Genomic DNA, 24734 nt, shown 5'->3' with positions numbered 1-24734 from the left:
GAAATTTGTCAAGCAGATTTCTGTCGAAACAACAAATATATTTTTCGCTAACGGGTATTCCATTTTCAGTAAAATGGCCCTATAATCATTCTGTCACAACAAAAATATTTGACAAAATCGGAGGAACAAAGCGTGTTGAAAAGTAAATTTTTTGTGGTTGCCCTGGCCTTTATTTTTGTGCTATCGTCACTTGCTACTCCTGTTGCAAATGCATCTGGCTCTTTCTTTAAAGATGCAAATCTTGAACAAGCTGTAATGGACAGTCTTGAAGTGGACGAGCTAGATGAGAACAGTTTCGATGAATTTATGGGTTTATATGGTTCTGAATATGGAATTACTAGTTTACAAGGTTTAGAGACTTACGGTACAAACCTTAATACAGTATTATTGGATAGCAACAATATCTCGGATTTAACTCCATTAACCAACTTGACTCAAATTGAATACCTTGAGCTTTCCAATAATAACATTTCTAACATCAAACCTCTTAGCGGTTTAAAGGACTCTTTCTTATCGCTTGGATATAATAACATTTCTGACATCTCTATCTTTAATGGTTGGACATCCGCATGGTTGGACCTTTCCGGAAACAATATTACGGATATCACTCCACTGAAAAACCTAACAGAAGGTGTCGTTTACATTACAGAAAATCCATTAAACGATAAATCATTAGAACTGATCAAACAACTTGAGCAAAATGAAGAATTAATGATTATCCATGACGGTTCTAAATTCGCAGATCGTTTGTCTGGCCAATCTAGATTCGAAACAGCTGTTCAAATTTCTATGGCAGGCTGGTATGAAGCAGATACAGTAGTACTTGCAAACGGATTAAACTTCCCTGATGCACTTGCTGGCGGCCCGTTAGCTTATGCAATGGATGCACCTATCCTATTAACTCGCCCTGAAACATTACATGCATCTACAAAAGAAGAAATCCTTCGTTTAGGTGCAAAGAAAGTAGTAATTCTTGGCGGAAAAGCTGCAGTTTCTGAAAAAGTAGAAAACCAACTTAAAGCACTAGATATCAAGATTGATAGAATCAGCGGAACAGATCGTTATGAAACAGCTAAAAAGATTGCTGACCGTTTAGGCTCTCAACATGACGAAGTAGTAGTGGTAAACGGGAAGAACTTCCCAGATGCTTTATCCATTGCTCCTTATGCAGCGATGAATGAACTTCCGATTCTATTGGTTGCTCCGGACAAAGTCCCTGCATCTACAAAATCAGTATTAAGCAAGGCTTCTGAAACACTTGTAATCGGTGGATACGCTGCAATTGGTAAATCACTAGAAAAAGATTTCCCTAACCACACACGTATCTCCGGTGCAAACCGTTATGAAACAGCAGCAAATGTTATAGAAGAATTAGAAATGGATCCTATGCACGTATTTGTTGCAAACGGTAGAGGCTTTGCAGATGCATTAACTGGTTCTGTATTAGCAGGCTACTTTGGATCTCCATTATTGTTGGTTAATCCGGATGAAGCTCCTGAAGCAACTATGATGGCTGTAGAAAAGTACGACATCAACAATTTTACTATTTTAGGTGGAGAAGCCTCTGTACCTGAATTTGTAGTAGATCAGTTATTACGTGACTAATATTAATGGAAAAAAGCACTGCAAATGCGCAGTGCTTTTTTCATTCTTAAAAATGATGCCCCCAATACTTTAATACTTCTCTTGCCTGCGCGGCAAACCGTTCCTTTCCAGACAACTGGAATTCCTGACCGCAAATCGAATTTGTTACTTGCAATACCTCGTATACAGTTCCATTATCCGAACTTCGACTACGTTCATGGTGAATGCAGGACGCTTCAATCTCCGACCTGTTTCCTTGTTCATTTACATAGAAATATTTATCGGTTACTATTCCGTATCTCTTTTCACTAGATGTTTGGAAAAGGGCATACTCCTCAATATCAGTCCTTTTTAATGTTGGAAGTTTCTCCACACTTAGAGGAATCATGAAGAACTCGTCCTCCTTTGCAATACTTTTTTCATTTTGCACATTATATAAGACAACCAACGATCCCTCATACCCTTCAGGAATTAAATAAATGGTATTTGTCTCCTCGTCATTACTTGTTGTAGTACTTGTTGTAGTACTTGTTTGAACATTCACGCCCCAAATCGCCAATGCAGTAAACGGAATGACAACCAGTAATTTTAAGAATTGAAGCTTTTTACTTTTGTCAGTTGGTGTATCCTTGACAACCTTGATTCCCTCATCAATCAAATAGAATAAAACAGCACAAATGATCGAAAAAAATGCAAAACCTTCTATCATGTACATTGTTAAATAAGCAAAAAACATGTAAATAAACCCTGCAACATAAACTCTGCTCTTGGTTAGACTTTTAGTAAGAAATTCAGATAGAAAGGAAACTGGCACACCATAAATGTAGTTTCCAAATAAGGAGAAAAACAGAACAGTTATAATTAACCCTGGTTCCTCTGAATTCCAAGAGCTCATGAGCAATAACCCTAACGATAAGATAATACTTGAAAACAATCCTGACACTAATTTCCTCAATAACATTCTTTCTCTCCCCATTCCCAAGAGAACCAATATCCTCCATTGCTATCTATAGATAGTTTATCATAATGGGAAATGAGAAAGAGTTAATTTCCGACAAATACCTGCATCATTTCCCGAGAAATTACGACAAAAAAAGAGGCCCACATAGGACCCCTTTCATTTAATGTATTTACTTATTAATAGGACTCAATCAATCCATATTTCCCATCGTTACGCTTATACACGACATTCGTTTCATTTGTCGCAGCGTTTAAAAATACGAAGAAGTTATGGCCGAGTAGGTTCATCTGCAAGATTGCTTCTTCGCTGTCCATCGGCTTTAAGTTATAACGCTTTGTACGAACCAAGTCCGCTTCATCTTCTTCATCCTGCACTGCCACATTAGCTGGTGCGCCGTTATCAATCACTTCGTTAAATAAGTATTTAGGTGAACCAGTATCACGTAGTTTACGGTTGACCTTTGTCTTATGTTTTCTAATTTGTCGCTCTAGTTTATCTACGACAAGGTCTATCGCTGCATAGAGATCATCGTGACTTTCTTCTGCACGTAACACTAGGCCTGTCATAGGAATGGTCACTTCAATTTTTTGTTGGTTGTTGTAGACTTTCAGATTCACTTTGCATTCTGCATTGTCTGTGGAATCAAAATAGCGTTCAATCTTTCCGATCTTATTTTCTACATAATCTCGGATTGCTGGAGTTACCTCAATGTTTTCACCGCGTACGTTGTACTTCATAAATCGAACTCCTCCTTTTGTTCCTGTTTGGATTTATCATGCGTCCAAACAATCTGCCTACATTTCCTTTCTTAAGATGAAAGAAAGGTTAAGCTTGCGTGAAGCTTATGTAAACATATTTCTACAATACCCAACAGAATTCCTGCCTAAACGTAAAAGATTTGTTAAGAATTTGTGAAGTGGTGAGTTTGGCTTGTTCTAGTGGGGTGAAACAAGTATATGCGGGGGGATAAAAAAACTTTCATGAAAATTTGAAGAATTCTCTTTAACTTCTGTTTCCTTTCGTTCCGGGTGTTCGCTTTCCGCGGGAAGGTGCTTGAGCCTCCTCACTTCGTTGCGGGGTCTCAACCAACCTTTTCTCCCCCGCTGGAGTCGAACACCCTGCACTGCAGGAAACAGGGGGATTTGCATGTACTTATTAATCCCTTTCACTAAATGAAATAATAAAAACCCTCCAAAATAAATTTTCTTGGAAGGTTAGTGGGCGATGTAGGGGAGGATATGGTGTTGGATTTGGTTTTTCCAGGTTTCGTATGCTGGTTTGATATAGGTTTGTAATGCTTCTTTTTCAGGAGCGTTATTTTGTTCGAAATGGCCGATTTGTTCTAGTTCATCTACCAGGTCGCCAAATTGGGCAATAATCTGAAGGGCTTCTTCGTTTTTTTCAAAAAGAAGGACGAGATTCACGTGCGCTTCTGCAATTTTACCGATTGCCTCGTAACTGTCCAGCACCATTTGGCGCGTTACAGGTGTAGAGGCATTACGGTTATCGTCGCTCAAATAGTCGAAAGCTTCTTCTACCGTCTCTAGCAGAGCATTATATTTCTTTAATAAGTAAAATTCACCTTCAGTCAAATCCGCCATCCTGTACACCTAGTTTCTTTTGTCATAATACATTCCGTCTGCTGTCGGAGAGTTGTATGCTTGCCCATATGCCTTGGCAGTCTTTTTGGACTGCTGGATTTGGGCCCACTCTTGCTTTAACTGTTTATGAAACATTTCCAGCTTCGGGGTTACCTGTTGACTGGCAACGGCCACCTTTTGACCGAGTGCCATTTCTGCTTCTGAAAAAGGTGGAGCAAGCCGTTGAAGCAAAGAATCTCTGATCTGCAATACTTTATCTATCTCTTCCAAAAATGCGTCCCGGCTCTCTTCGGCTGGTAAAGGTCCATCTAGTAACGTCAAAAGGTGAGTAGTGACTTTATCCAGGTTTTCAACGACGTTCATTACGCCTGTCCACCTTGAGCAAATGCTTGCTGGCGACTTGATTGAATAACCTGTTTCCAAGCATCACGGAACTCCATCATATGACCTTCCACTTCGTCCACAATTGAAGAATCATTCTTCAGATTCGCATCAATCAGACGACGGTTCATATAATCGTACATCGTCATCATCGATTTTCCCACATCATGGCTTGTATCCAATGTCACCATCAATTCCTGAACAATTTTCTGTGCCTTGATCAGGTTCGTGTTTTTCATTTCAATATCCTTGTCTTCCATTCCCTTTTTAGCAAGCTTCATAAACTTGATAGCTCCGTTGTAAAGCATCAACGTCAACTCACCAGGCGTAGCAGTGTTGACGGAATTTTGCTGGTAGGCTTGGTAGGGATTCTTCATTGCCATGGTTGTTCACTCCTTGTTATCAGCCACTGAAAAATTGACTCATTAATTGCGTGGATTGTTGGTTTGATTGTCCGATTGCTTTTTCCATTGCGGTGAATTGACGCCAGTAGCGATCTTCCACTGTTTGCATTCTTCGTTCAAATGCAGAGATACGCTGGTCAACGTTTAATAGTTCACGACCGATGGTGAATTGCTGGGCAGTACGGGTTGCGTTGCCCGCTCTGACTTCGATACCTTTTATAGTGGATTCGGCAGCGTCACGTAGCTTCCGAGCTATTCCCAGGTCAGATCCGTTTTCACCATTTGAGGTAAACATTTGCATGACAGAATTAGGGTCATTAGCAATGGCAGCCTTCAGTTTATCCTCATCGATAATAAGCTTTCCTTTATCACGGTAATTAGAGCTAGTTGTGATTCCGAGTTGTGCTAGCTGATCATATTGCCCCGTTAAACCTGACACGGACTCATACAAAGCAGATCTCATTTTACCTAGACCAGAAGTTAATATGGAATCATTTCTTAACAGACCGCTTCTAGCTTTCTCTTCCCACTGTTCAATCTGTTTTTCTGACAACGCTTCTTTTTCTTCATCTGACAGCGGCTTATACTCACGATAAACAGGCTCGCCAGTTTTTTCATTAATTTTTTCAATCAATTCATTATATTTTGTAATGTAATTTTTTACTGCATCAAACGTTTGGTCCGTATCATTTGCTACGTTGATGACAGCAGATTGACCAGGCATATCTTCTTTTAAGGTGAAAGTGACGCCATTAATCGTAAAGGTGTTGGAATTCCTTTCCGTAACAACTCCATTGATAGTTACGGTAGCAGGTGTCCCACCAGTTTCTGTCGATTGGTCTAGATTCATGACACCAGTTAAAAAATCACCTTCAAATTCAATTTCCTTCCCAGTAGCCGAGGGGTTAAAGGAACCAGCTTCTCTTTTTGCAACCACCAATCCACCTTTAAATTCATCATAAAAAGCAGTTAAGCCAAGGTCAGAATTGTTGATTTCATTTACAATATCACTCATGGTCTGATCGCCATTAAAAGAGAATACTTGTGGTACCGCTTCTCCCGCTTGGTTATATGTTGTGATCTTAAACTCAAAGTCAAATGCAGCAACATTTATTGGATCTACTGTTACATCCTCCGTAAAAGCAGATGCAAAAGTGAATTCCCCTGTCTCTTCATTTAGGTAAACTTGGTTTCCAACAATGTCACCTACTGAGCTGGTAATGATCTCGTAATCAACTAGCGTAGATCCGTCTGCCATTCTCACAGTAATAGTATCTAAACTGCTACCATCCACTTTCCCACCTAAAGTAAATGTAGATTCCCCATTAGCTACAGCAGCGTCTGTTACTGTTTTCGTCTGAAAGCTACCAAACTTATCTCGTTGCTCCCAGATACTAGTAGTTACATCTAATTTAGTGTTACTATCCTTCATGGCGGATGAAGTGGAGGAATTGGTAGCAACTTTTGCAATCTGCACATCGGAAAGTGTATACGAAACATTGGAAGCAGACGAACTTGCGGTAGCTGAAACTTTATCATTTGTAGAAGTTACGGTCTTCTGTGAGTAAGTTCTCTGCAAGGTCATATCAAAAGAAAGATTACGAAAATCATTCAATAATCTATTCGTCTCCCGATAATCGTCCCGTTTCCATTCCAGCAACTGCTTCTGCTGTGTCAGTTTATTCATTGGCATACGCTGGGCCTTCATCAAATCACTGACCATCTGATTAATGTCCAACCCACTCTGAAATCCAGTTAAGCGCATATCCTTCACCACCTAAATCTTTTTATCAACAAACAACCCCATATACTCGGTCATCGCCGCATACATATCTAAAAACTTCTTGGAAGGAATCTCCCGTATCACCTCATCAGTGGCAACATCCACCACCGTCACATAATACTCATTCAACTCATCATGCAGCTCAAACCGCACAGACACATTCATCGGCTTCATAAAATCGTTCATGCCGTCGACGATTTGTTCCATCTGTTTTCTGCTCTGTTCCGGATGAGTCTGCTTCGTTTCCATAATTGATACATCTACTTTAGTTGAAACTGTTCCTTGAGCTTGCGTTCTAGTTGTGGAATCTAAGCTGCCGCCTCCAATTGGCGAAATGTGCATACGGGTCCCCTCCGTGAAATGTGTTCTCTAGTAGTAATATCGGTAGGTAAGAAGAGTTATAAAGTGAATCGGTTAAAATATATAAATGAGTTAGTTTTATAATTTTTGAGGGTATATAGAAAAAGAGGATTTAAAAATTTGTAAGGGGGATAAAGTTGAATTTAATAAATAACTTACTATCAATACTACCAAAAGAAATCGTCTCACTTTTAACAGGTAAACTACTTGGTGATGCAAATTTAAATCTCCAAAAAGGTAAAAGGCCTCGGTTCTACTTCTCACATTCCATCCATGACAAACAGTGGGCATTTCACTGTTACGATAGGGTTAAAACCTTCCTGCCACTTCCTCCGCCTAAGTATTCAAAAATTACAGATGATCGTGTGGGTCAGGGATTTACAAAAAAATACTACATACAATCGAAAACATGCCCAGCAAATGATTTATTGAAAGAGATTTGGTACCCTAATAACAAAAAAACTATTCCTTTTGAATTACTAGAAAAAACTATAAACACAGAAGCCCTTGCCTGGTGGTACCAGGACGATGGCCACCTTAAACGGAAGCTAAGTACATATGAGAAAATTGTTATATCTACTGATTCTTTTTCTAAAGATGAGAATTTAAAATTAATACAACTTTTGAGCAATAAATTCCAACTTCATTTTTTATTGGATGGCCAAAATCGTTTAGTCCTCTATAACAAGCCTCCAATAAACTATTTCTTATTTCTAGTTGAACCCTATATCCATCAAAGCATGAGTCGAAAAACATTAGCAATACAACTTCCTATTCCACCTCAACCACTACATAAACGCACAACTGTTTATCTTCCTAGTTCTATTGATATAAAGCATCCTACGAAATATATAAATTCATTACTAGAATCCCTACCACATATCCAAAAAGAATTAACTTCAAGGGACAACCTAGTTAAATTTTATAAATCAGTCGACTTTCAAAGAGTCTTAGCAACTAGAAAAAATAACACTAAAGGATATCAAATCCGAATTAACCAGGCATCACTTAATAAGATGCACTTTATTCGGAAATTGCTTGGTATAACCAATAGTCAAATTGTGTGGCTTTGTTATTTATACGAGCAAAAGAGTCCATTTAATAGACAAAATTCGCAAAATTGGTAACTATTGGTTATCTCATAGGTAAGTTGGCTTGCCGAATTAAAGTTGCCATCCTAAGGAACCCTTCTCCTTATGATAAAAGAGACCCTAGTAAAACTAGAGTCTCTCTTAAAGATATTATTAACGAAGAAGTTGTAAAACTCCCTGAGGTTGCTGGTTAGCTTGAGCTAGCATAGCTTGAGCAGCTTGAGCAAGAATAGAATTCTTTGTTTGATCCATCATTTCTTTCGCCATCGTGCGAACATTTACTTTCATAAATGACTAGACTATATCTTCACCCTCATATATTTGTAGGGGTCGGGCACTTCGGATTCACAGTGCTGATGGCCACTGTTTCACCTATGGATTTCATCACCTTAGCTTACGCCTTAGATGGTTTATCCTAGTCGTTGAACCTTCTCCATCCTTTCGAAACAGGAGCTTGGCTGCTGATTGCCAAATCTTTTCTTTTTTTGACCCTCACGTCTGCCGTTTCCGACTACGTTGTGGCAAGAAAAGCTCTCATGGGTTCCCAGCAATTCACCCGATAATAATCGCTAACCGTTACCAGTTAGGACGACTGTGCTTGTTGCTGCTTAGGCAGCTAAAACATAATCAACGTCACGTACACGTGATTCTGCAGCAGTTAAGTTTTCAGAAGATGTGTTAAGGTTGTTGATAGTGTGCTCAAGTCTATTTTGCACAGAACCTAAATTTGCTCTTTCAGTAGAAACAGACTTTATTGCATTATCCAAAGCTTCAACTGAAGCTTGAGCTTTATCTTTTGAAAGAATATCATTTCCGGAAACCCCTAATGCATTAGCATCCATATTGTTTATAGATAAGTCAATCGTTTGATCTTTGTTTGCACCTATTTGGAATTTTGCTGCAGTAGCACTTACTGTAATTGTACTATCAGCACCTCCACCAAAACTACCAGAAGCTAAGGCGTTGTTTGCTGTAAAAGAGAATCCAAGCTTATCGAAGCTGATTGTATTAGAATCTGTACCTGTAGGTACTGCTACATCATCTAAAACTTGAGTTGTTGAATTACCAGCTGCATCTGTAAACGTTGCAGTTAGCATAACTCCAGAGTTTGTACCTGCTGCTGAGGTTAAAACGATATCTCCTACACCTGATCCACCAACATTGTAGTCCGTCACACCTGATGCTGCAACAATTTCAGCACCCGCAGTTGAAGTAGCACCAAAACCGCCTTTTAATAATGTTTTAGTATTAAATTGCGTTTGGTCTGCAATTCGTGTAACTTCATTTTTCAATTGTTGGAATTCTTTGTCTAATGCACCTCTGTCATCAGCTGTGTTAGTTTCGTTAGCTGATTGAACTGACAATTCACGCATGCGTTGAAGGATGTCATGTGTCTCGTTTAGTGCACCTTCAGCAGTTTGAATTAATGAAATACCGTCTTGTGCATTTCGAGAAGCTTGATCCAAACCACGAACCTGAGCACGCATTTTTTCTGAGATTGCAAGACCAGCTGCGTCATCCCCAGCACGGTTAATACGTAAACCAGAAGATAATTTCTCCATAGACTTCATTTGACCTGCAGTAGCACTGTTTAACTGACGGTGCGTGTTCAACGCAGCAATATTGTGATTAATTCTCATTACATTTTTCCTCCTTGAGTTGTCGCCGATTTCACGTCCTTGTGTAATCGGTGGTAGATTTGCAGATAGGTCAAAAGTCGGCCGCCTTTTGATTCTATTTGCTTACATGTTTTATATCGACCTGTCTCGACAACTGTTAATAGGGTGAGAGAGAATTTTTTACAGTTTGTATTATTTTTTTAGTTGGCTGCTTAAAGCTTGCAGTAGATCAAGAGAGGAGTGGGATGCTGCGTTGTTTTCCTCTTGGATGGAAAGGTAGATTTCTTTTCTATGTATCTCAATATGCTTGGGTGCTTGAATGCCGAGCTTTACTTGGTCACCATTAATACTGAGAACGGTAATCTCGATGTCATCGCCAATCTTTATAGCTTCATCTTTTTTACGGGTTAGTACTAGCATGCGGTCTCCTCCTCTCTATTTTGCAATAGTTTCCGGAAATAGTTTGTGCTTCGTTTGATATGAGCTTCCTGTTAGAATCACTTGCTTTCCTAGCTTCTTTTTCACGTTCACAACAACAGGAGCCTGCAAGTTGGCAGTTGTAAGATGGAACGGGTCTGCCATTGTCAAAACTGAATAGACAGATACATCTTCAGCAGAATCCAGTTCGAGAGCTTCTACTGATTGGTTCTCCAAGTTAAAATCATAATCAGGGTAGAATGTGAATGGATTGGTCATGACAAATCCGAGCTCAGGAGTCTGGACCGATTGTAAAATATAAAACATTCCGTCCTCCGAAAACGGAATAACCGTAAACTCCTTTTCCTCTAAAAAACCCGGTAGGCCCTTAGGGAACCTTACCACTTCTTCTTGTTGCACCTCTACTAAACCATGATACTTCGTTTCTATTTTCATCTTTTCACAACCTTATATTTTTTGTTCATAGCCGCCTGTGCCGACATGACGCAGGTTCTCAAAGTCTATTTGCAACGATGGATGGTTGGCTAAGCTAACCTGTGCGGAACCCGGCGTGTACTCATGGACCGGCTTGTTTACCTTAGCGTCGATAACCGGCTTGCGTTCCTGAACTTGAATGTCCACGCTACCAGGCTCATAATCAATCTTTACACTAAAGTGTGAAGGAATCCAGCCAATATTGAACTCTTTTGGTGGACCTTCACTGTTTCGCTTCGCCTGACGAGCAATTGCCCCACCGCCATCCTCAATTCGCATCATTTCATTGCCGTCTTGCGCCACCCGAGCCAGACCCGCCAACCAATCCTGACGACCAAGCTGTGCCGCTTCCTCAATCCGCCTGCCCACACTCTTCAAATCCATATCTTCTCTCGCCTGCGTCTGATCAATGGTCAACTTCCCAGGCGTACGCTTCATCGTCAACTCCGCTTTCGGTTGCTCGATACTCAACTCTGCTCTTGGTTGCTCAATCTGCTGTACCGGCTTCTGAATCTGAAGCTCCGTCTGAGCAAAAGTAGACTGTAACCGAATTTGAGGAAAAAGCATGTAATCACCCATTTCTTTTAAGCATTTTATTTGTATTTGGAAAGATAACATAGCTGGTGGTTGGGAGCGAAAGGCGCAGACTCCGGCGGGAGGTAGCGGTAGGTAGCGGTAGGTAGAGACCCCTGAAGCGTTGTGAGGAGGCCCAAGCACGCCACGCGGAAAGCGAAGCCTGGCGCGGAAATCAACAGCGGCGGACCACCAAATACAAAAGAAACTGTCCCAGAAACAACTGCCCCTAAACAGCTCCCCCCAAGACAGTTCCTCATCCTACCTTAAAAAATCCAACAACGACGGCTGAATCACACGCGCTCCCACACCAAGGGAAGCACGATGCACACTCTCCTGTGATGTCAAATCTGTAATAACCTTCTCAATATCCGCATCTTCATTGTCTGATAAAATCCGTGTAGCCACCACTTCCTGATACCCAATCCGATTGTCCACCATCTCCAAACGGTTATAGCGGGCACCAAGTTCCGAACGCTCTGCTGAAATCGTATCAGCCGCCTTATCAAAACGGCCCATCAAATCTTTCAACGCATCCGTATCGCTCGTTTCAAGCGCCGACTGAAGACCATTCCAAACTTCCATCATATCCTGATTAAACACATTTTCTGAGTTGATGTTGGACTGAAGCTTGATACCACGGGATACCTCTATCTCAAATGGAGAGTTTTCAGTACTTACAGACGAAGGATCATTCGCATCTGTTATTCGTGGCTTATCAATAGCCGTACCATTGAAAATGTATTTTCCTGCAACCTGTGTGTTCGCAACCTGTACAAAATCGTGCTTAAGCTGCTCGATCTCTTTTGCCATTGCCTGGCGGTCTTCAGGGGAATATGTATCATTCGAACCCTGCACCACCAATTCACGCGCACGGTGCATCAAGCTTTGCACATGATCCAATGCCGCTTCCGAGTTCTCCATCCATGAATAAGATTCACTCAGGTTTCTCTTGTACTGTTCAAGCTCCGTCAGGTTTGTACGATAATACATCCCTTTCATCGCCACGACAGGGTCATCGGATGGCTTGGAGATTTTTTTACCTGTAGAGAGCTGCTCCATCAACTTGCCCATTTTGCTATAGCTAGTACTTAATTGACGCAATGAGTTCTGCGTCAACATGCTCTGTGTAACTCGCATCTATCTAACCTACCTTCCGCCTATTCCCATGCCGTTTATTATTTTATCTAAAAGTTCGTCCGTTAACGTAATCATTCGAGCTGAAGCATTGTACGCATGTTGATACTGAATCATACTCGTCATTTCTTCATCAAGCGACACACCACTTACCGATTGACGGCGCTGATCAACTGATAGTCTCAAAGTTTCACTGTTATAGGAAAGTCGGTTTGCTTCCTGCGCATCTACTGCTAATCCACCGATTACGCTCTCGTAATAGTTTTGGAAAGTAGTAGAAACACCATTTAGCTGAAGGGAACGTGCTTTTACCTCCGCCAACGCTACCGCATTGCTACCGTCCCCAACGCGGCCACCGACCTGTCCGATTTTTGGGATGTCTACTGCAATAAAGTTACCTTTTGATACATCTTCCAAACGAACTTTATCTAAATCAAAATTAACGGAAGGGTTTCCACTTGCATCCACAAACTCTTCCGATAAGCCTTCCCCAAGCTCTTCCAAACTAGCAAAATTCCCGGATGTCTTCAGCTCTTGTTTCGGCGATTGTGCTGCATCATATACAGTATAGGTAAACTGCTGAACACCAGCCGCATCTACAGTTGACTGCACGGTAACAGAGATATTCTCCACACCGTTATAACCATGAAATTCTCCAGTCGTAATGATTCCCTTGTTATAACCAGAAGCAGCAATATTATCTAGAGATTGAACGATATCCGCTGAAACAGTGAAAAGTTTTGCGGCGTTCTTTTTATTATCAGCAGTAATGTCTGTATTTTTAAACTCAAAGAATTTGTACGCTGTATGCTCTCCTGTTTCCATGCTCGAGATGCTCCAACCTGATTCATGGACCCTGTTGATCTCTTGGGCAAATTCATAGGCCACCGTATCAAGATGGTTTAGCATATCAGGGTAAAGCCCCTTTTCTGCATTGCCTTCCATGAACCCGTAAGAATCAATCAATCCACGCAACTTTCCTGAAGCCTGCATACTTCCAATCCCGAAGCTTGTATCTCCAAGACTGTAGCCATCCACCAACCCGGTATCAGCACGGAACTCAAGAGAAAGACTGTTCACTCTCAGACTTGTAGCATCGACAAGATTACCGATTGTGCGACCGGAGTCATCAACTAAATCAATCGTTAGCTTTCCTTCCGCAAGGGCACTTGGACTGCCGCCTGTACCCACTTTTGATGTTTTGATATTAACAAGCTGGGAAAGCTCGTCCACCAAACGGTCCCTTTCATCATACAGATCGTTTGCAAGATAGCCATGGGGCTCAAGTTCACCAATCTGTTTGTTCACGTTGTTGATTTGCTGGCTTATGGCGTTCACTTGCTTTATGGTGACATCCATTTCGTTTTTGATATCACCTTGTACGGATGATAGAGAGTCTGACAGAAAGCGAAACGTCTCCGCAACCGCCAACCCGCGTTGCCTCACTACAGAACGCGCACCTGCATTAGTCGGATTAACGGCCAAGTCTTGAAAGGCCTGCCAAAAGCGGTCCAAAGTAGTTGAAAGACCGGTTTCTGACGGCTCATTCATAATCTCTTCCATCTTTTGCAAAGAATCAGCCCGCGCTTCCCAATAACCTAGCTTATTGTTTTCCCCGCGATACTGGATATCCAGGAAACTCTCCCGCACACGCTGGATGCTGCCTGCTTCTACCCCTGTCCCAATCTGTCCTGGAATTTGCGGACGATTTAACGATGGAGCTGGATATGGCTCTGTCTGGACAAAGTTCACCCTTTGTCTTGTGTAACCTGGAGTATTGGCATTGGCAATGTTATGACCAACCGTCTGAAGGGCAGTTTGCTGGGTAACCAGCCCACGTCTCGCAACCTCGAGACTATGAAATGTTGAACGCATGGATGTTCCTCCTAAGCTCTTGAATCGAACAGCGAGCGCGCTGGGGCACTGACACTTTTCTTCGTATTCGCAGGTTTCTCGTAGTTTACCGCATTCGGCTGCGGATTTAAGGTATTCAAGGTCATCGTGACAAATTGCAAGGATTGCTCGAGCAAGAGTTGATTGAGCTCGTTTTGCTTTTGAATGTTGCCAATCGTTTCAGTGAGCCTAGCTTTTAAATCAAGAAGGGTATGTTTTTCCGTCGGAGTGCTCATTTCTGCAAGCTCCGTCACCGTTTTTCCCTTTGACAGTTCCGCTCGTTGCTTCTCTAGCTGCATAATCGCTCTCGTATATTGCTTTTCTTCTCTTGTAATCCGTTGTAGTTCTTCTACCTTATTGGCCTTTACAATCTCTTCTTTCCGCACCGTAAGTTCATAGAGATAGGCATGCAAAGTTAACATTTTTTCAAGAATGGTTATGATGGTTGGAATAGACATAATTTCTCCTTATTTTGTGGCTCTATTTATTGGAATAGTAATCGATCATCTTATTGGCGACGGATTTTGAGTCGATTTGATAGGTGCCATTCTCCACAGAAATTTTCAGTTTTGCAACTTTTTCCTGACGAGCTTCAGCGAACTGGGAACGTTCTTGCAGCTCTTTTGCTTTACTTGATATTTCTACTTGATCGCTTTTTGTTTGGTTCGTTTTAGCAGCTTGTTGCTGTTTCATTTGATTTTTATATGGATTAATCCCTGAAGGTCCTAAATTATTAATCTTCATTTAATATCCCTTCCTTCCGAACAGTTTGTCTATCTTTTTTATCGGCACAAAGGCCAGAATGTTTATTAAAACTTCTTATTAATAACGTGGTATGTTTTTCCTTCTTCACGAATGGCACGTTTTCGTTCTTCTTCGCGCTCCAATTGGGAAAGCTGCCCGTATATATCTTTTTTACAGCCTTGACAGAGCTTGTCCTCCCTAATAATCCTACCACATCTGTCACACGGATAGCCTAAATTCGGAAAATGAACCAGTTGAATACGACCTTTTCTAATGAACTTGATAATCAGGTATTCCTCGACTCCGGTATCTTCCACCACTTGGTCCATTGATGCTGTCCGGTTTTCTCGGTGGCGGATGTATTTATAAACAGTCTGATATTTCGCTTCCTCTTCTTTATAGCACGTTTCACAGACTTCCCGAAACGCATTTTTCACATAAATCTGACCACAGCTTGGGCAATTATCTAGTTGAGACATAAAGCAACTCCCTTTCGAGCAATGAATTCTTATTCTTTATATCGTATGAGTCGGGAAAATGTTAACTGCGAACAAGTGTGTAGGAGGAAATATCATAAGCACCGGCGTTTTTAAGAACCTTCGCCGCCATGCGCACGGTTGTCCCTGTCGTGTAAATGTCGTCAATGAGGAGGATGTTTTTACCCTTTACTAGTTCAGAGTCTGGGACGAAGAACGTATTTTCCCGATCTAGCCTCTCCCATCGCGCTTTTTTTGATTGCTTTTCTGAGCTAGTTTTAGAGAGTAACTCTTCTGGTTTGCCCGGCAAAAGCTCTGCCAGTAAAAGTGACTGATTAAAGCCGCGTTCATATATTCGTTCTGGACTTAGTGGGATAGGAACAACAATGGGCTTCTCTTTTGGGCATGCCTCTTTAAATTTCTTTGTGAATGCTTCTTGGAAAACTTGTGAAAGTGCGGCATCCCCTCTGAATTTATATCTTGATAATATATCCTTCATATTTTCATTGTAATGGTAGACGGATCGGTTTTTTTTTAGCAGACCAGCTGTAGCCGGATCGCCCTCCCATCTAAAACAGTCAGAACAGAGATCGCCATACCTATTTTCGTCTGCCACCATTCTCCACTCCCGACCGCAAATTCTGCAAAGCTCTCCTGTGATTGTTTGGAAGGCATGTTCGCAGTCCCCACAAACAGGGGCATGTTTTTGCAGACCTAAGAACGCGCTCCAGCCAAATGAAGAAGTCACAACCTCTTGGCAAATCAAACAATGATTCATTGGAAAAATCCCCCCTTCCTCGCTTGGTAGTTTATCCTTCTAATCTGGTCAATCGCAGCAACCATCTCATTTGTCTTTCCATAGTGAAAAAAACGCACATCTCCACTTGGATATTGACTGCTGCGGCCTACCCTTCCGGCAATTTGTACAAGAGCACTTTCCGAAAAAACAGCGTCCTCCGCTCCAAGCACTCCAACTTGAACGTCCGCTACCGTGACCCCCCTCTCCAATATTGTTGTGGTTACTAGCATTTTAATGTTCCCTTCCCGGAAGCGCGACACTTTCTCTTTGCGATTCTTGTCTTTTGCATGCACACCTACCACTAGGTCACCGTACTCCTTTGCAAAGTTGTCGGTAACTTTTTCTAAGATAGTGATATTGGGAACGAACAAAAATATGGGGCTTCCATTCTCCATATGCTTTCTCACCCAATTAAGGACGTTCGTTGGAAGGGTTTCTTTCTTGATCCTCTTCTCCCATTTCCCACACCATTCCAAGGTTGGAACTGGTAGGGGATGTTTGTGATATCTAGCAGGAATCACCACAGATTCTAGTTTTTTAGCACGGACTTCTCTCTGCATTTTTTTCGATGGAGTGGCACTTAAGTAAATGAAGCAACCATTTTCGGTTCGTGCCTGGGTCGCGGCATACTCAAGCGTTTTATCTATAGAGTAAGGAAAGGCATCAACCTCATCAATCATGAGAGTATCAAATGCACGATAATAGCGAAGCAACTGATGGGTAGTGGCGATGGTAAGCGGCGCGTTTTTCGCTCGGTCCTCACTGCCACCATAAAGTGTGGCGACTTCAATGTCAGGAAAAGCTTGCTTTAACCTCGGGGATAGCTCTAACACGACATCCGTTCTCGGAGTGGCAACACAAACCCGGCCACCTTTATTTAGTGCGGTTTCAATTCCTTTAAAAAGAACCTCTGTTTTTCCAGCACCGCAGACTGCCCAAACGAGTAGGGATGTATTGTTTTGGATTGCTTTGACGACTTTATTAGAGGCGACTTCCTGACCTTTGGAGAGGGTACCGTTCCACGAAGGAGTTATGGATTTGGCAATCGTTCGAGGCTGCGGTCTACTCCACGAGATGAGCGGAGTGCACTCACTCACCCGCCCCATCATGATGCAATGCCTGCAATAGGTACAAGGTTGGTGACAGCGGGCACAGTGGAACGAAGCAAACATGCTTTGATCCATATTCCCGCATCGATTGCATTTGGTTCCTGATTTGGTGGAGTGGACTCCATAATCGAGTTTTAGGTATCCATTTTGGTAATGGGTTTGGAGTGTGGCCTGGTTAAATGGGAGTTCGTCTGATAGAAGCCGCTTGCCCGATAGGAAGTGTTGGAGGTTGGGGTCGAAGGGGAAGGTTTCCTGGATGGGTGGTTGAGGGATGGAGGGGAATGAGGAGATTGTTTTAGTGTGTTCGGATTTTTGGATGGTAATTGTTAATAGGTTATTTGTTGTTTTGGTGAAAAGCATTGGTTTCCTCCTTGGGTGATGAAAATTTGGTAACAGACAGGATGTTCTCTCTGCCTGTTTTGTTGTTGATATTTTTGTTAGAAAGATTACCGAAGCCTAGAGTTATCTAATAGAGGAGATCTATTCGACCATTTGCCGGTCCGTTAGCCTAGATTTGTCTAATAGGAGCGGTCTTTTCGACCGTTGCCCCGTCCGTTAGCCTAGATTTGTCTAATAGAAGCGGTCTTTTCGACCGTTGCACGGTTCGTTAGCCTAGATTTGTCTAATAGGAGCGGTCTTTTCGACCGTTCCCTGGTCCGTTAGCCTAGATTTGTCTAATAGAAGCGGTCTATTCGACTGTTGCCCCGTCCGTTAGCCTAGATTTGTCTAATAGGAGCGGTCTATTCGACCGTTGCCCCGTCCGTTAGCCTAGATTTGTCTAATAGGAGCGGTCTATTCGACCGTTGCACGGTTCGTTAGCCTAGATTTGTCTAATAGGAGCGGTCTATTCGACCATAGCTTCACCTACAGCAACAAACACAACAAAACACAAAAAAGACACCCCAAGCAACCCACTGCTCCTGATGTCTTCCCAATCTCTCGATGATGCTGTGCAATCAAAATCCTAAAAAGTTACCGCTTATACCAACCAAGCCCCAAAGCACCTTCGCCTAAATGCGTTCCGATTACCGGGCCAAAGTAGCTCAAGAAAAACTCAACATGTGGATACTTCTCTTCAAGATCCTTTTTTATCTCTTCTGCTTCTTCCTCACGGTTTGCATGGATCACACATGCTCGCATTGGCACTCCCAAAGTAGCATCCTCATCAAACAAATCATGAATTCGCTTGACCGCTTTTTTGCGTGTACGAATCTTTTCGAAAGGGACAATTTTCGTATCAACAAAATGCAACACTGGCTTAACCTGCAATAGGCTTCCAACAATTGCTTGGGCGCTGCTCAAACGGCCACCGCGTTGCAAGTGAGATAGGTCATCTACCATGAAGTAAGCACGGTCAGATTCTTTCATGACGTTCATTCGGTCCATAATTTGTTCAGGCGACTTTCCTTCTGCGGCCATTTCCGCTGCTTCTAATGCGTAGAAACCTTGAATCATGCAGCTGATTTCAGAATCGAATGCATAAACATCAATTCCATCCACCATGTCACCTGCTGCCACAGCACCCTGGTAAGTGCCGCTAATGCCGCTTGATAGGTGAATACTGACAACTGCGTCATAGTCCTTTGCAAGTTTCTCAAATAGGGAAACAAATTCGCCAATGGCCGGCTGGGAGGTGGATGGCAGCTCTCTACTGTTTTTGACTTCTTCGTAAAACTGCTCTACTTTAATGTCCACTTCTTCTTGGTACGATTCATTTCCGAAAATAACATTTAGCGGGATCATATGTATATCATGCTTTGCGCGTAATTCTGCTGGGATGTAGGCAGTACTGTCTGTAACAATCGCCGTTTTCATATCGTAGACCTTCCTTATACTGAGTATTTCTGTTATCTATTATAGATTGTACATGAAACGGTAATAAGTTTCATCAAAAGTTTGTTTTTTATTGGGAGAGTAAGTTTTGCGTCGATTTTATGGGACGAGTTTTCATTTTATTGTCCAGATTTATATTTTATTGTCCAAACTATTGTTTTATTGTCCAACTTTCAAATTTATTGTCCAAACTTTTATTTTATTAGCCATTGCGCATAATTCGACACAACCAAACAAATTTCGCCCACCCCAAGAGCGCCCCTGCCACCACAAGACCGCCCCTCCAATCCCACAAAAAAACCCTGGAGACCAAAATCCCCAAGGCTACCTAACCTCTACCCAGCCATTCTTGATTGCAACAACAACAGCTTGTGTTCGGTCATTTACATTCATTTTTTGAAGGATGTTACTAACATGGTTTTTAACTGTCTTTTCACTGATGAACAACGCTTCCCCGATTGCCTTGTTGCTCTTTCCGTCAGCCAACAGTTGAAGCACTTCGCACTCGCGTCGTGTTAACAAGTGAAGTGGGCGGCGAATTTCGACTTGCTGATAAGTTGTAGCTGTAGAGCCGCCTCCACCGCGTCCGCGCGAACCGCTTCCCACACCATTTTCCGTTAAACGGCGATATTCCCTTACAAGGTTGTGCGTAACTTTTGGATGAAGATAAGATCCGCCATCCGCAACCACCTTGACTGCATCCACCAATGCATCGGCATCCATTTCTTTTAAAAGATAACCACGAGCACCTGTTTGCAGTGCATGTGTAACGTAATTTTCATCATCATGAATGGATAATACGATGACCTTCGCTTCTGAGTTAGCTTCCACTAAACGTCTTGTAGCCTCCACACCATTTACTTTTGGCATGTTGATGTCCATGATGATGACGTCTGGATCATGCTTTTCCATTAGGTCAAGCGCTTCTTCCCCATCGTCACCTTCTGCCACCACGTGAAAGTTCGTTTCAAAATCAAGAATACGTTTAACTCCTTCACGGAAAAGCTGATGATCATCAATAATCACGATTTTTGTCGTATCCATTCTTCTCATCCTCCCAAATACATCTTTAGCCTAACGGAATTTTGATAAAGACCGTAGTACCCTTACCAGACGTGGACTGTATGTCTAATTCCCCGCTGATAAGTTCTACCCTTTCTCTCATTCCAATTAAACCAAACGACTTTTCTTTTTTTTCTGTCGTATCAAATCCTACTCCGTCATCTTTTACGATGACAATGATATGGGTAGGTTTCACTTCCAATTTTACATAGATGGAGCTTGCCGCAGCATGCTTGATAGCATTTGTCAGCGACTCCTGTACTAGCCTGAACACTGCTACCTCCAGGTTGGATGATATGCGGTGTTCCACTCCAAGGTTCATAAATTCAATTTGTGGATATCCATTATGATAATCCTCGATAGTCGAAATATATTTCTTTAAAGTGGGCACCAACCCAAGATCGTCGAGTGCCATTGGACGAAGATCATAAATAATCCTTCGCACTTCATATAGAGCGGAGCGCACCATTACCTTCAAGGAGCGGATCTCTGATAACGCCTCCCCGGGGCCTCGCTCCCGGAAAGTCCGGTCAATCAGATCCGAGCGCATCATCACATTGGCCAGCATTTGCGCCGGGCCATCATGAATCTCCCGAGAAAGACGCCGGCGTTCCTCTTCTTGCGCTTCCATGATTTTAAAACCGAACTCGCGTTTCTCAGAGGCATCGGCAATCATCTGGCCAACCTGCTGAAGATCACCTGTTACGTAATTTAAAATCACGGATACCTGACTTACGAGGCGATCTGCCTTCGTAATGGTTTCTTCGAGATTCAACAACCTGCGTTCGATTTCATTTCGTCGATTGCGAAGCTGAGCCTCTTTTTGGGAAATGGTATGAAGCTCCAACTGCAATTCATGTGCATGGTCATATGCTTGTCTAATTTGATGTTCTGTATAATTTTTAAACTGCCTGCTCACTTCTGAAAGACGGTTTCTTGCATGCCTGACCTGAGCCTCCAGCTTGTCCTGTTTATGGATAAGCTGCGCTACTTCAAGCTTGACCGCATTTAATTCTTTACCAAGGTTCTCAAATTCTTTACGGGAACTTTCCCCTATTTCAAAGATCTCGTCCTTGCTGACTTCGACGGTTTTCACCATCTGTTCAATAATCATGTCTAATTGTTTAGAGTTTATAACTTTCCGAGACATAGGACATCCTCCAAAAGACCCTGTATTCTTAAAAGAATATTATGAATACTTCTTTATTGTTATAGTACATTATACCCAAAAAGAAGAAAGACACTTTATGCTATATCATTCCAATTCTTCCAAACCTTTGTGGGGGTACCTGTCGAAAATTGTCCACACTTCATTATATCGGACTAAAGTTTTGCTTGTATAACATTATTATTACAATCGGATTAAACTTTGTCGATTCTTGCAAACCCAAGGAGTTAAGCACTATATTTTATTTGATGTGGACCCCTATCTCGATTTATAATATATAGTATGGCTCTTTTTATGTCACCAAATGTTTTGAGCAGGAAAAGGAGAGTTGCCGGTTTGCTACCTCACTACTATACCGTAAAAGGTAATGGAGAGCATGAAATAATTATCCAAAAATCAAGATTTATCACCAATGTCAGTCGTGCGACTACAGAAGATGAAGCTTTAAACTTTATACAGGAAATTAAGAAAAAGTATCGTGATGCAACTCACAATTGCTCTGCTTACCTTATTGGTGAACATGATCATATTCAAAAAGCCAATGATGACGGGGAGCCAAGTGGAACAGCCGGAGTACCGATGCTTGAAGTGTTAAAGAAGAAGAAACTAAAAGATACGGTAGTTGTTGTTACCCGTTATTTTGGTGGAATTAAACTTGGTGCTTGCGGATTAATCCGTGCATATGGCAAGGCTGCATCGGAGGGTCTATCAGCTACAGGGCTTGTGGAACGCAATTTAATGCAAGTGATGCATACAACCATTGATTACACGCTGCTTGGTAAAATAGAAAATGAAGTACGATCATCTTCCTATATCATGGACAGCATAGAGTACCAAGAAAATGTACAAGTTAACGTGCTAATACCCGAATCAAGTAAAGAAGATTACCTTAATTGGATAATTGATTTGACACAAGGAAAAAATAACACAACTGAAGGAAAGCTATTGTATAGAGAGACAGATGTAGTACTCTAGCCAAAAGGAGACTAAACATTGAATAACTCAAGATTTAATCGAAGAAATAGGAAGAAGAGAATCCTGAAACGCGTCCTTATGTTTTTTATTATTATTCTTCTTTCAGTAGTTGCATATGGCGGCTATTTATTTTATCAGACATTTCAAGCTGCGAATAGCGCTTATACCGAAATAGACCGCGGAGAAAAGTCCGATCTTCGTGATAAAAAAGTGGAAATAGGAAAAGATCCTTTTTCTGTTTTAATTATGGGGATTGAAGATTATTCAACAGGTGGGGAAAACGGAAGAACAGATAGCCTAATTGTAGCGACCATTAACCCTAATGATAAGACAATGAAAATGCTAAGTATTCCACGTGATACGTTAGTGACCATCCCTGACAGAAACGAAGAAACAAAAATAAATCATGCTCATTCCTATGGTGGAAAAGATTTAACCATTGAGACAGTGGAGTATTTTCTAGACGTTCCAATTGATTATTTCGCAACAGTAAATTTTGAAGGATTTAAGAACATTATTAACATTGTTGATGGGGTTACGGTTGATGTTCCTTTCGACTTTTATGAAACAAGTGATGAAACAGGAAAAAGACTTAATTTTTATGAAGGCAAGATGGATTTAGATGGTGAAGAAGCTCTTGCGTATGCACGAATGAGAAAACAGGATCCACGAGGAGACTTTGGACGTAATGACAGACAACGCCAAATTATGGCAGGTGTCATTGACAAAATCTTATCACCAAGAAATGTATTTAAAGTGGATGAAATTGCAGGAGAACTAGGAAGTAATGTAGAAACGAATGTAAGAATGTCTCAAGGTCTTGGATTGGCACAGCAATTCGCAAATTTTAAATCAAATGACATAGAAACCATTAATATTGAGGGAGAAGACGCTTATATAGGTGGTGTGTACTACTTCGTCCCTTATGATGAAAGTATTCAAGAAGTTCGAAGCTCCATTCGCTCTCACTTAGAAATACAACCAGCAGAAGATGATCTATAATCATAATCAAAGCCTTCCCATACACGGGAAGGCTTTTTGTTAACCTTTAGGAGGAAATATACTTCCATAAAAAAAATGCCAAATCCAAATAAGGTTTTGGCACTGTAAATATCTATCAATCTATCAATTTTAAGTTAGGTGACTCAAGCGTGCATTAATGTCTTCCGAACACTTTTCGGTAGAACTTCATAAACGGCTTGTTCTGTTCGTTAAAGATACCTACAAGCTCTGCAATAAACTGGATTAAGATGATGAGCAGTACGGTAATTAAGATTGTACCCCAGATGGTCGCAGATGTTAAGAAAATCGCACATGCTGCAAAGATGATCCCAAAGCCGTAAATGACAAGCACCGTATTCCTATGGGATAAGCCGGAAGCCAACAACCTGTGATGCAAATGACTTTTGTCAGGTGCTGAAATTGGTTGCTTGTTTAGAATTCGGCGTATAATCGCAAATGCTGTATCAAATACTGGTACACCGAGGATAATAATTGGGATGACAAAGCTGAAAAGCGTCACACTTTTATATAGCCCCAGTAATGAGAGTACGGAAATACAGTATCCTAAAAATAGTGCTCCTGTATCCCCCATGAAAATTTTAGCTGGGTGAAAATTATAGAACAGAAAACCAATGGTGCTTCCCAAGATGATAAGGGATAGAGTTAAGATTAACTCCTTACCGCCAAGACCTGCAATTACTGCGATGGTCGCAATAGCAATGGTAGAGATACCTGCTGCAAGTCCATCCAACCCGTCTATCAGGTTAATCGCATTTGTTATCCCTACAATCCAAAGAATGGTGATAGGGATGGACAACCAGCCTAATTCAAGGCGTTCTACGATAAATGGGATGGTAATGAAATCAATTTTAAGTCCTGTGTAGACGATAACACCAGCTGCGGCAATTTGCCCCAGAAGCTTTGTTCTTGCTTTTAATTCGTATTTATCATCAAAGATTCCAATCAGGACGATGATCAATGCCCCAATGGTGATTCCGGTAATTCTTTGATCGTATAGACCAACAAATATATATCCAACAACAACACCAATGAAGATGGCGAGGCCTCCTAGGCGAGGCATAATCTTCTGGTGGACTTTACGGTGGTTCGGTTTATCGGTTGCTCCTATATAATGAGCAAATTTTATGACCAATGGCGTGATAACGAGGACGGTGATGAATGACACTACGAAAGCAAGTATTAATTGTAAATCCATTGTCGTCACCTAATTTCTTGTTCTTATTTTTAGCATTTCATTTTTGAGAAA

The 24734-nt window shown here is 41.5% G+C and carries 26 protein-coding genes and 1 pseudogene; 4 read left to right on the top strand and 23 right to left on the bottom strand.

Going from position 1 to position 24734, the window contains the following annotated elements; all coding sequences use genetic code 11:
* The first annotated feature begins 132 nt into the window (after positions 1–132).
* Positions 133–1605, top strand: a complete 1473-nt coding sequence (locus tag FZC76_RS06625; RefSeq protein WP_148987457.1) for a cell wall-binding repeat-containing protein — start codon at positions 133–135, stop codon at positions 1603–1605.
* A 46-nt stretch (positions 1606–1651) separates the two neighbouring features.
* Here FZC76_RS06625 and FZC76_RS06620 read toward each other — a convergent pair whose 3' ends face one another.
* The 7 genes from FZC76_RS06620 to flaG form a co-directional block, all read right to left on the bottom strand.
* Positions 1652–2545, bottom strand: coding sequence for a DUF6843 domain-containing protein (locus FZC76_RS06620; RefSeq protein ID WP_148987456.1), 894 nt, complete (start codon positions 2543–2545; stop codon positions 1652–1654).
* 176 nt (positions 2546–2721) lie between these two features.
* Positions 2722–3282 carry a ribosome hibernation-promoting factor, HPF/YfiA family gene (hpf, locus tag FZC76_RS06615; RefSeq protein WP_148987455.1) on the bottom strand — a complete coding sequence of 187 codons (561 nt, stop codon included), beginning with the start codon at positions 3280–3282 and terminating at the stop codon, positions 2722–2724.
* Between the two features lie 477 nt (positions 3283–3759).
* Positions 3760–4146, bottom strand: coding sequence for a hypothetical protein (locus tag FZC76_RS06610; RefSeq protein WP_148987454.1), 387 nt, complete (start codon positions 4144–4146; stop codon positions 3760–3762).
* 9 nt (positions 4147–4155) lie between these two features.
* Complete coding sequence (locus FZC76_RS06605; protein ID WP_148987453.1) at positions 4156–4509, bottom strand: hypothetical protein; 354 nt, start codon at positions 4507–4509, stop codon at positions 4156–4158.
* On the bottom strand, positions 4509–4910 hold the full coding sequence (gene fliS / locus FZC76_RS06600) for a flagellar export chaperone FliS (protein WP_148987452.1): 402 nt from the start codon (positions 4908–4910) through the stop codon (positions 4509–4511). The genes FZC76_RS06605 and fliS overlap by 1 nt, the downstream gene beginning before the upstream one ends.
* Positions 4911–4929: 19 nt before the next feature.
* Positions 4930–6696, bottom strand: a complete 1767-nt coding sequence (gene fliD / locus FZC76_RS06595) for a flagellar filament capping protein FliD (RefSeq protein WP_148987451.1) — start codon at positions 6694–6696, stop codon at positions 4930–4932.
* 12 nt (positions 6697–6708) lie between these two features.
* Entirely contained in the window at positions 6709–7056 is a 348-nt protein-coding gene (gene flaG, locus FZC76_RS06590) for a flagellar protein FlaG (RefSeq protein ID WP_148987450.1), read from the bottom strand.
* A 155-nt stretch (positions 7057–7211) separates the two neighbouring features.
* Between flaG and FZC76_RS06585 the strand changes: the two genes are divergently transcribed.
* The gene (locus FZC76_RS06585) at positions 7212–8201 is read left to right on the top strand and encodes an endonuclease (RefSeq protein WP_187441975.1); all 990 of its coding nucleotides are present in this window, start codon (positions 7212–7214) and stop codon (positions 8199–8201) included.
* Positions 8202–8318: 117 nt separating this feature from the next.
* On the opposite strand, the pseudogene FZC76_RS06580 reads toward FZC76_RS06585, so the two are convergent.
* From FZC76_RS06580 to FZC76_RS06510, 15 genes and pseudogenes are all read right to left on the bottom strand, one after another.
* Positions 8319–8432 (bottom strand): annotated as a pseudogene (locus FZC76_RS06580) (flagellin); the annotation flags it as partial.
* A gap of 341 nt (positions 8433–8773) precedes the next feature.
* On the bottom strand, positions 8774–9805 hold the full coding sequence (locus FZC76_RS06575; protein ID WP_148987448.1) for a flagellin N-terminal helical domain-containing protein: 1032 nt from the start codon (positions 9803–9805) through the stop codon (positions 8774–8776).
* 171 nt (positions 9806–9976) lie between these two features.
* Positions 9977–10204 (bottom strand): carbon storage regulator CsrA, encoded by a 228-nt coding sequence (csrA, locus tag FZC76_RS06570; RefSeq protein WP_148987447.1) that lies wholly within the window; start codon positions 10202–10204, stop codon positions 9977–9979.
* 15 nt (positions 10205–10219) lie between these two features.
* Positions 10220–10657 (bottom strand): flagellar assembly protein FliW, encoded by a 438-nt coding sequence (fliW, locus tag FZC76_RS06565; protein ID WP_148987446.1) that lies wholly within the window; start codon positions 10655–10657, stop codon positions 10220–10222.
* Positions 10658–10669: 12 nt separating this feature from the next.
* Positions 10670–11263 (bottom strand): DUF6470 family protein, encoded by a 594-nt coding sequence (locus FZC76_RS06560; RefSeq protein WP_148987516.1) that lies wholly within the window; start codon positions 11261–11263, stop codon positions 10670–10672.
* Between the two features lie 267 nt (positions 11264–11530).
* Positions 11531–12409, bottom strand: a complete 879-nt coding sequence (flgL, locus tag FZC76_RS06555; protein ID WP_148987445.1) for a flagellar hook-associated protein FlgL — start codon at positions 12407–12409, stop codon at positions 11531–11533.
* Positions 12410–12418: 9 nt separating this feature from the next.
* Positions 12419–14281, bottom strand: coding sequence for a flagellar hook-associated protein FlgK (gene flgK / locus FZC76_RS06550; RefSeq protein ID WP_148987444.1), 1863 nt, complete (start codon positions 14279–14281; stop codon positions 12419–12421).
* Positions 14282–14292: 11 nt separating this feature from the next.
* Positions 14293–14757 carry a flagellar protein FlgN gene (locus tag FZC76_RS06545; RefSeq protein ID WP_148987443.1) on the bottom strand — a complete coding sequence of 155 codons (465 nt, stop codon included), beginning with the start codon at positions 14755–14757 and terminating at the stop codon, positions 14293–14295.
* 22 nt (positions 14758–14779) lie between these two features.
* The gene (gene flgM / locus FZC76_RS06540) at positions 14780–15043 is read right to left on the bottom strand and encodes a flagellar biosynthesis anti-sigma factor FlgM (RefSeq protein WP_148987442.1); all 264 of its coding nucleotides are present in this window, start codon (positions 15041–15043) and stop codon (positions 14780–14782) included.
* Between the two features lie 65 nt (positions 15044–15108).
* Entirely contained in the window at positions 15109–15522 is a 414-nt protein-coding gene (locus FZC76_RS06535) for a TIGR03826 family flagellar region protein (RefSeq protein ID WP_148987441.1), read from the bottom strand.
* A gap of 61 nt (positions 15523–15583) precedes the next feature.
* Positions 15584–16297 carry a ComF family protein gene (locus FZC76_RS06530; RefSeq protein ID WP_148987440.1) on the bottom strand — a complete coding sequence of 238 codons (714 nt, stop codon included), beginning with the start codon at positions 16295–16297 and terminating at the stop codon, positions 15584–15586.
* Positions 16294–17787 (bottom strand): DEAD/DEAH box helicase, encoded by a 1494-nt coding sequence (locus tag FZC76_RS06525; RefSeq protein ID WP_148987439.1) that lies wholly within the window; start codon positions 17785–17787, stop codon positions 16294–16296. The genes FZC76_RS06530 and FZC76_RS06525 overlap by 4 nt, the downstream gene beginning before the upstream one ends.
* A 612-nt stretch (positions 17788–18399) precedes the next feature.
* Positions 18400–19242, bottom strand: coding sequence for a DegV family protein (locus tag FZC76_RS06520; protein ID WP_148987438.1), 843 nt, complete (start codon positions 19240–19242; stop codon positions 18400–18402).
* Positions 19243–19584: 342 nt separating this feature from the next.
* Entirely contained in the window at positions 19585–20304 is a 720-nt protein-coding gene (locus tag FZC76_RS06515; RefSeq protein WP_148987437.1) for a response regulator, read from the bottom strand.
* 25 nt (positions 20305–20329) lie between these two features.
* Positions 20330–21472, bottom strand: coding sequence for a sensor histidine kinase (locus FZC76_RS06510; protein ID WP_148987436.1), 1143 nt, complete (start codon positions 21470–21472; stop codon positions 20330–20332).
* Positions 21473–21826: 354 nt separating this feature from the next.
* Here FZC76_RS06510 and FZC76_RS06505 point away from each other — a divergent pair, with 354 nt between their 5' ends.
* Together FZC76_RS06505 and FZC76_RS06500 are read left to right on the top strand one after the other, a co-directional pair.
* Positions 21827–22465, top strand: a complete 639-nt coding sequence (locus tag FZC76_RS06505; RefSeq protein WP_148987435.1) for a YigZ family protein — start codon at positions 21827–21829, stop codon at positions 22463–22465.
* Positions 22466–22483: 18 nt separating this feature from the next.
* On the top strand, positions 22484–23467 hold the full coding sequence (locus FZC76_RS06500; protein ID WP_148987434.1) for an LCP family protein: 984 nt from the start codon (positions 22484–22486) through the stop codon (positions 23465–23467).
* Positions 23468–23621: 154 nt separating this feature from the next.
* On the opposite strand, the gene FZC76_RS06495 is transcribed toward FZC76_RS06500, so the two are convergent.
* Positions 23622–24683, bottom strand: coding sequence for a glycosyltransferase family 4 protein (locus FZC76_RS06495; RefSeq protein WP_148987433.1), 1062 nt, complete (start codon positions 24681–24683; stop codon positions 23622–23624).
* Positions 24684–24734 lie beyond the last annotated feature (51 nt).

The sequence above is a fragment of the Sutcliffiella horikoshii genome, from assembly GCF_008180725.1.
GTDB lineage: Bacteria > Bacillota > Bacilli > Bacillales > Bacillaceae_I > Sutcliffiella_A > Sutcliffiella_A horikoshii_B.
Note: the sequence above shows the minus strand (reverse complement) of the source record. Positions and strands in the feature narration are given on the sequence as shown.

Excerpts from the sequence above, each read along its gene's own strand:
- FZC76_RS06575 (WP_148987448.1), bottom strand. The coding sequence starts at position 9,805 with ATGAGAATTAATCACAATATTGCTGCGTTGAACACGCACCGTCAGTTA.
- FZC76_RS06530 (WP_148987440.1), bottom strand. The coding sequence starts at position 16,297 with ATGAATCATTGTTTGATTTGCCAAGAGGTTGTGACTTCTTCATTTGGC.
- FZC76_RS06515 (WP_148987437.1), bottom strand. The coding sequence starts at position 20,304 with ATGGATACGACAAAAATCGTGATTATTGATGATCATCAGCTTTTCCGT.
- fliW (WP_148987446.1), bottom strand. The coding sequence starts at position 10,657 with ATGAAAATAGAAACGAAGTATCATGGTTTAGTAGAGGTGCAACAAGAA.
- flgM (WP_148987442.1), bottom strand. The coding sequence starts at position 15,043 with ATGAAGATTAATAATTTAGGACCTTCAGGGATTAATCCATATAAAAAT.
- flgL (WP_148987445.1), bottom strand. The coding sequence starts at position 12,409 with ATGCGAGTTACACAGAGCATGTTGACGCAGAACTCATTGCGTCAATTA.
- csrA (WP_148987447.1), bottom strand. The coding sequence starts at position 10,204 with ATGCTAGTACTAACCCGTAAAAAAGATGAAGCTATAAAGATTGGCGAT.
- flgK (WP_148987444.1), bottom strand. The coding sequence starts at position 14,281 with ATGCGTTCAACATTTCATAGTCTCGAGGTTGCGAGACGTGGGCTGGTT.
- fliS (WP_148987452.1), bottom strand. The coding sequence starts at position 4,910 with ATGGCAATGAAGAATCCCTACCAAGCCTACCAGCAAAATTCCGTCAAC.
- FZC76_RS06535 (WP_148987441.1), bottom strand. The coding sequence starts at position 15,522 with ATGTCTCAACTAGATAATTGCCCAAGCTGTGGTCAGATTTATGTGAAA.
- FZC76_RS06525 (WP_148987439.1), bottom strand. The coding sequence starts at position 17,787 with ATGCTTTTCACCAAAACAACAAATAACCTATTAACAATTACCATCCAA.
- FZC76_RS06510 (WP_148987436.1), bottom strand. The coding sequence starts at position 21,472 with ATGTCTCGGAAAGTTATAAACTCTAAACAATTAGACATGATTATTGAA.
- hpf (WP_148987455.1), bottom strand. The coding sequence starts at position 3,282 with ATGAAGTACAACGTACGCGGTGAAAACATTGAGGTAACTCCAGCAATC.
- FZC76_RS06610 (WP_148987454.1), bottom strand. The coding sequence starts at position 4,146 with ATGGCGGATTTGACTGAAGGTGAATTTTACTTATTAAAGAAATATAAT.
- FZC76_RS06620 (WP_148987456.1), bottom strand. The coding sequence starts at position 2,545 with ATGTTATTGAGGAAATTAGTGTCAGGATTGTTTTCAAGTATTATCTTA.
- fliD (WP_148987451.1), bottom strand. The coding sequence starts at position 6,696 with ATGCGCTTAACTGGATTTCAGAGTGGGTTGGACATTAATCAGATGGTC.
- FZC76_RS06520 (WP_148987438.1), bottom strand. The coding sequence starts at position 19,242 with ATGAAAACGGCGATTGTTACAGACAGTACTGCCTACATCCCAGCAGAA.
- FZC76_RS06495 (WP_148987433.1), bottom strand. The coding sequence starts at position 24,683 with ATGGATTTACAATTAATACTTGCTTTCGTAGTGTCATTCATCACCGTC.
- FZC76_RS06545 (WP_148987443.1), bottom strand. The coding sequence starts at position 14,757 with ATGTCTATTCCAACCATCATAACCATTCTTGAAAAAATGTTAACTTTG.
- FZC76_RS06605 (WP_148987453.1), bottom strand. The coding sequence starts at position 4,509 with ATGAACGTCGTTGAAAACCTGGATAAAGTCACTACTCACCTTTTGACG.
- FZC76_RS06560 (WP_148987516.1), bottom strand. The coding sequence starts at position 11,263 with ATGCTTTTTCCTCAAATTCGGTTACAGTCTACTTTTGCTCAGACGGAG.
- flaG (WP_148987450.1), bottom strand. The coding sequence starts at position 7,056 with ATGCACATTTCGCCAATTGGAGGCGGCAGCTTAGATTCCACAACTAGA.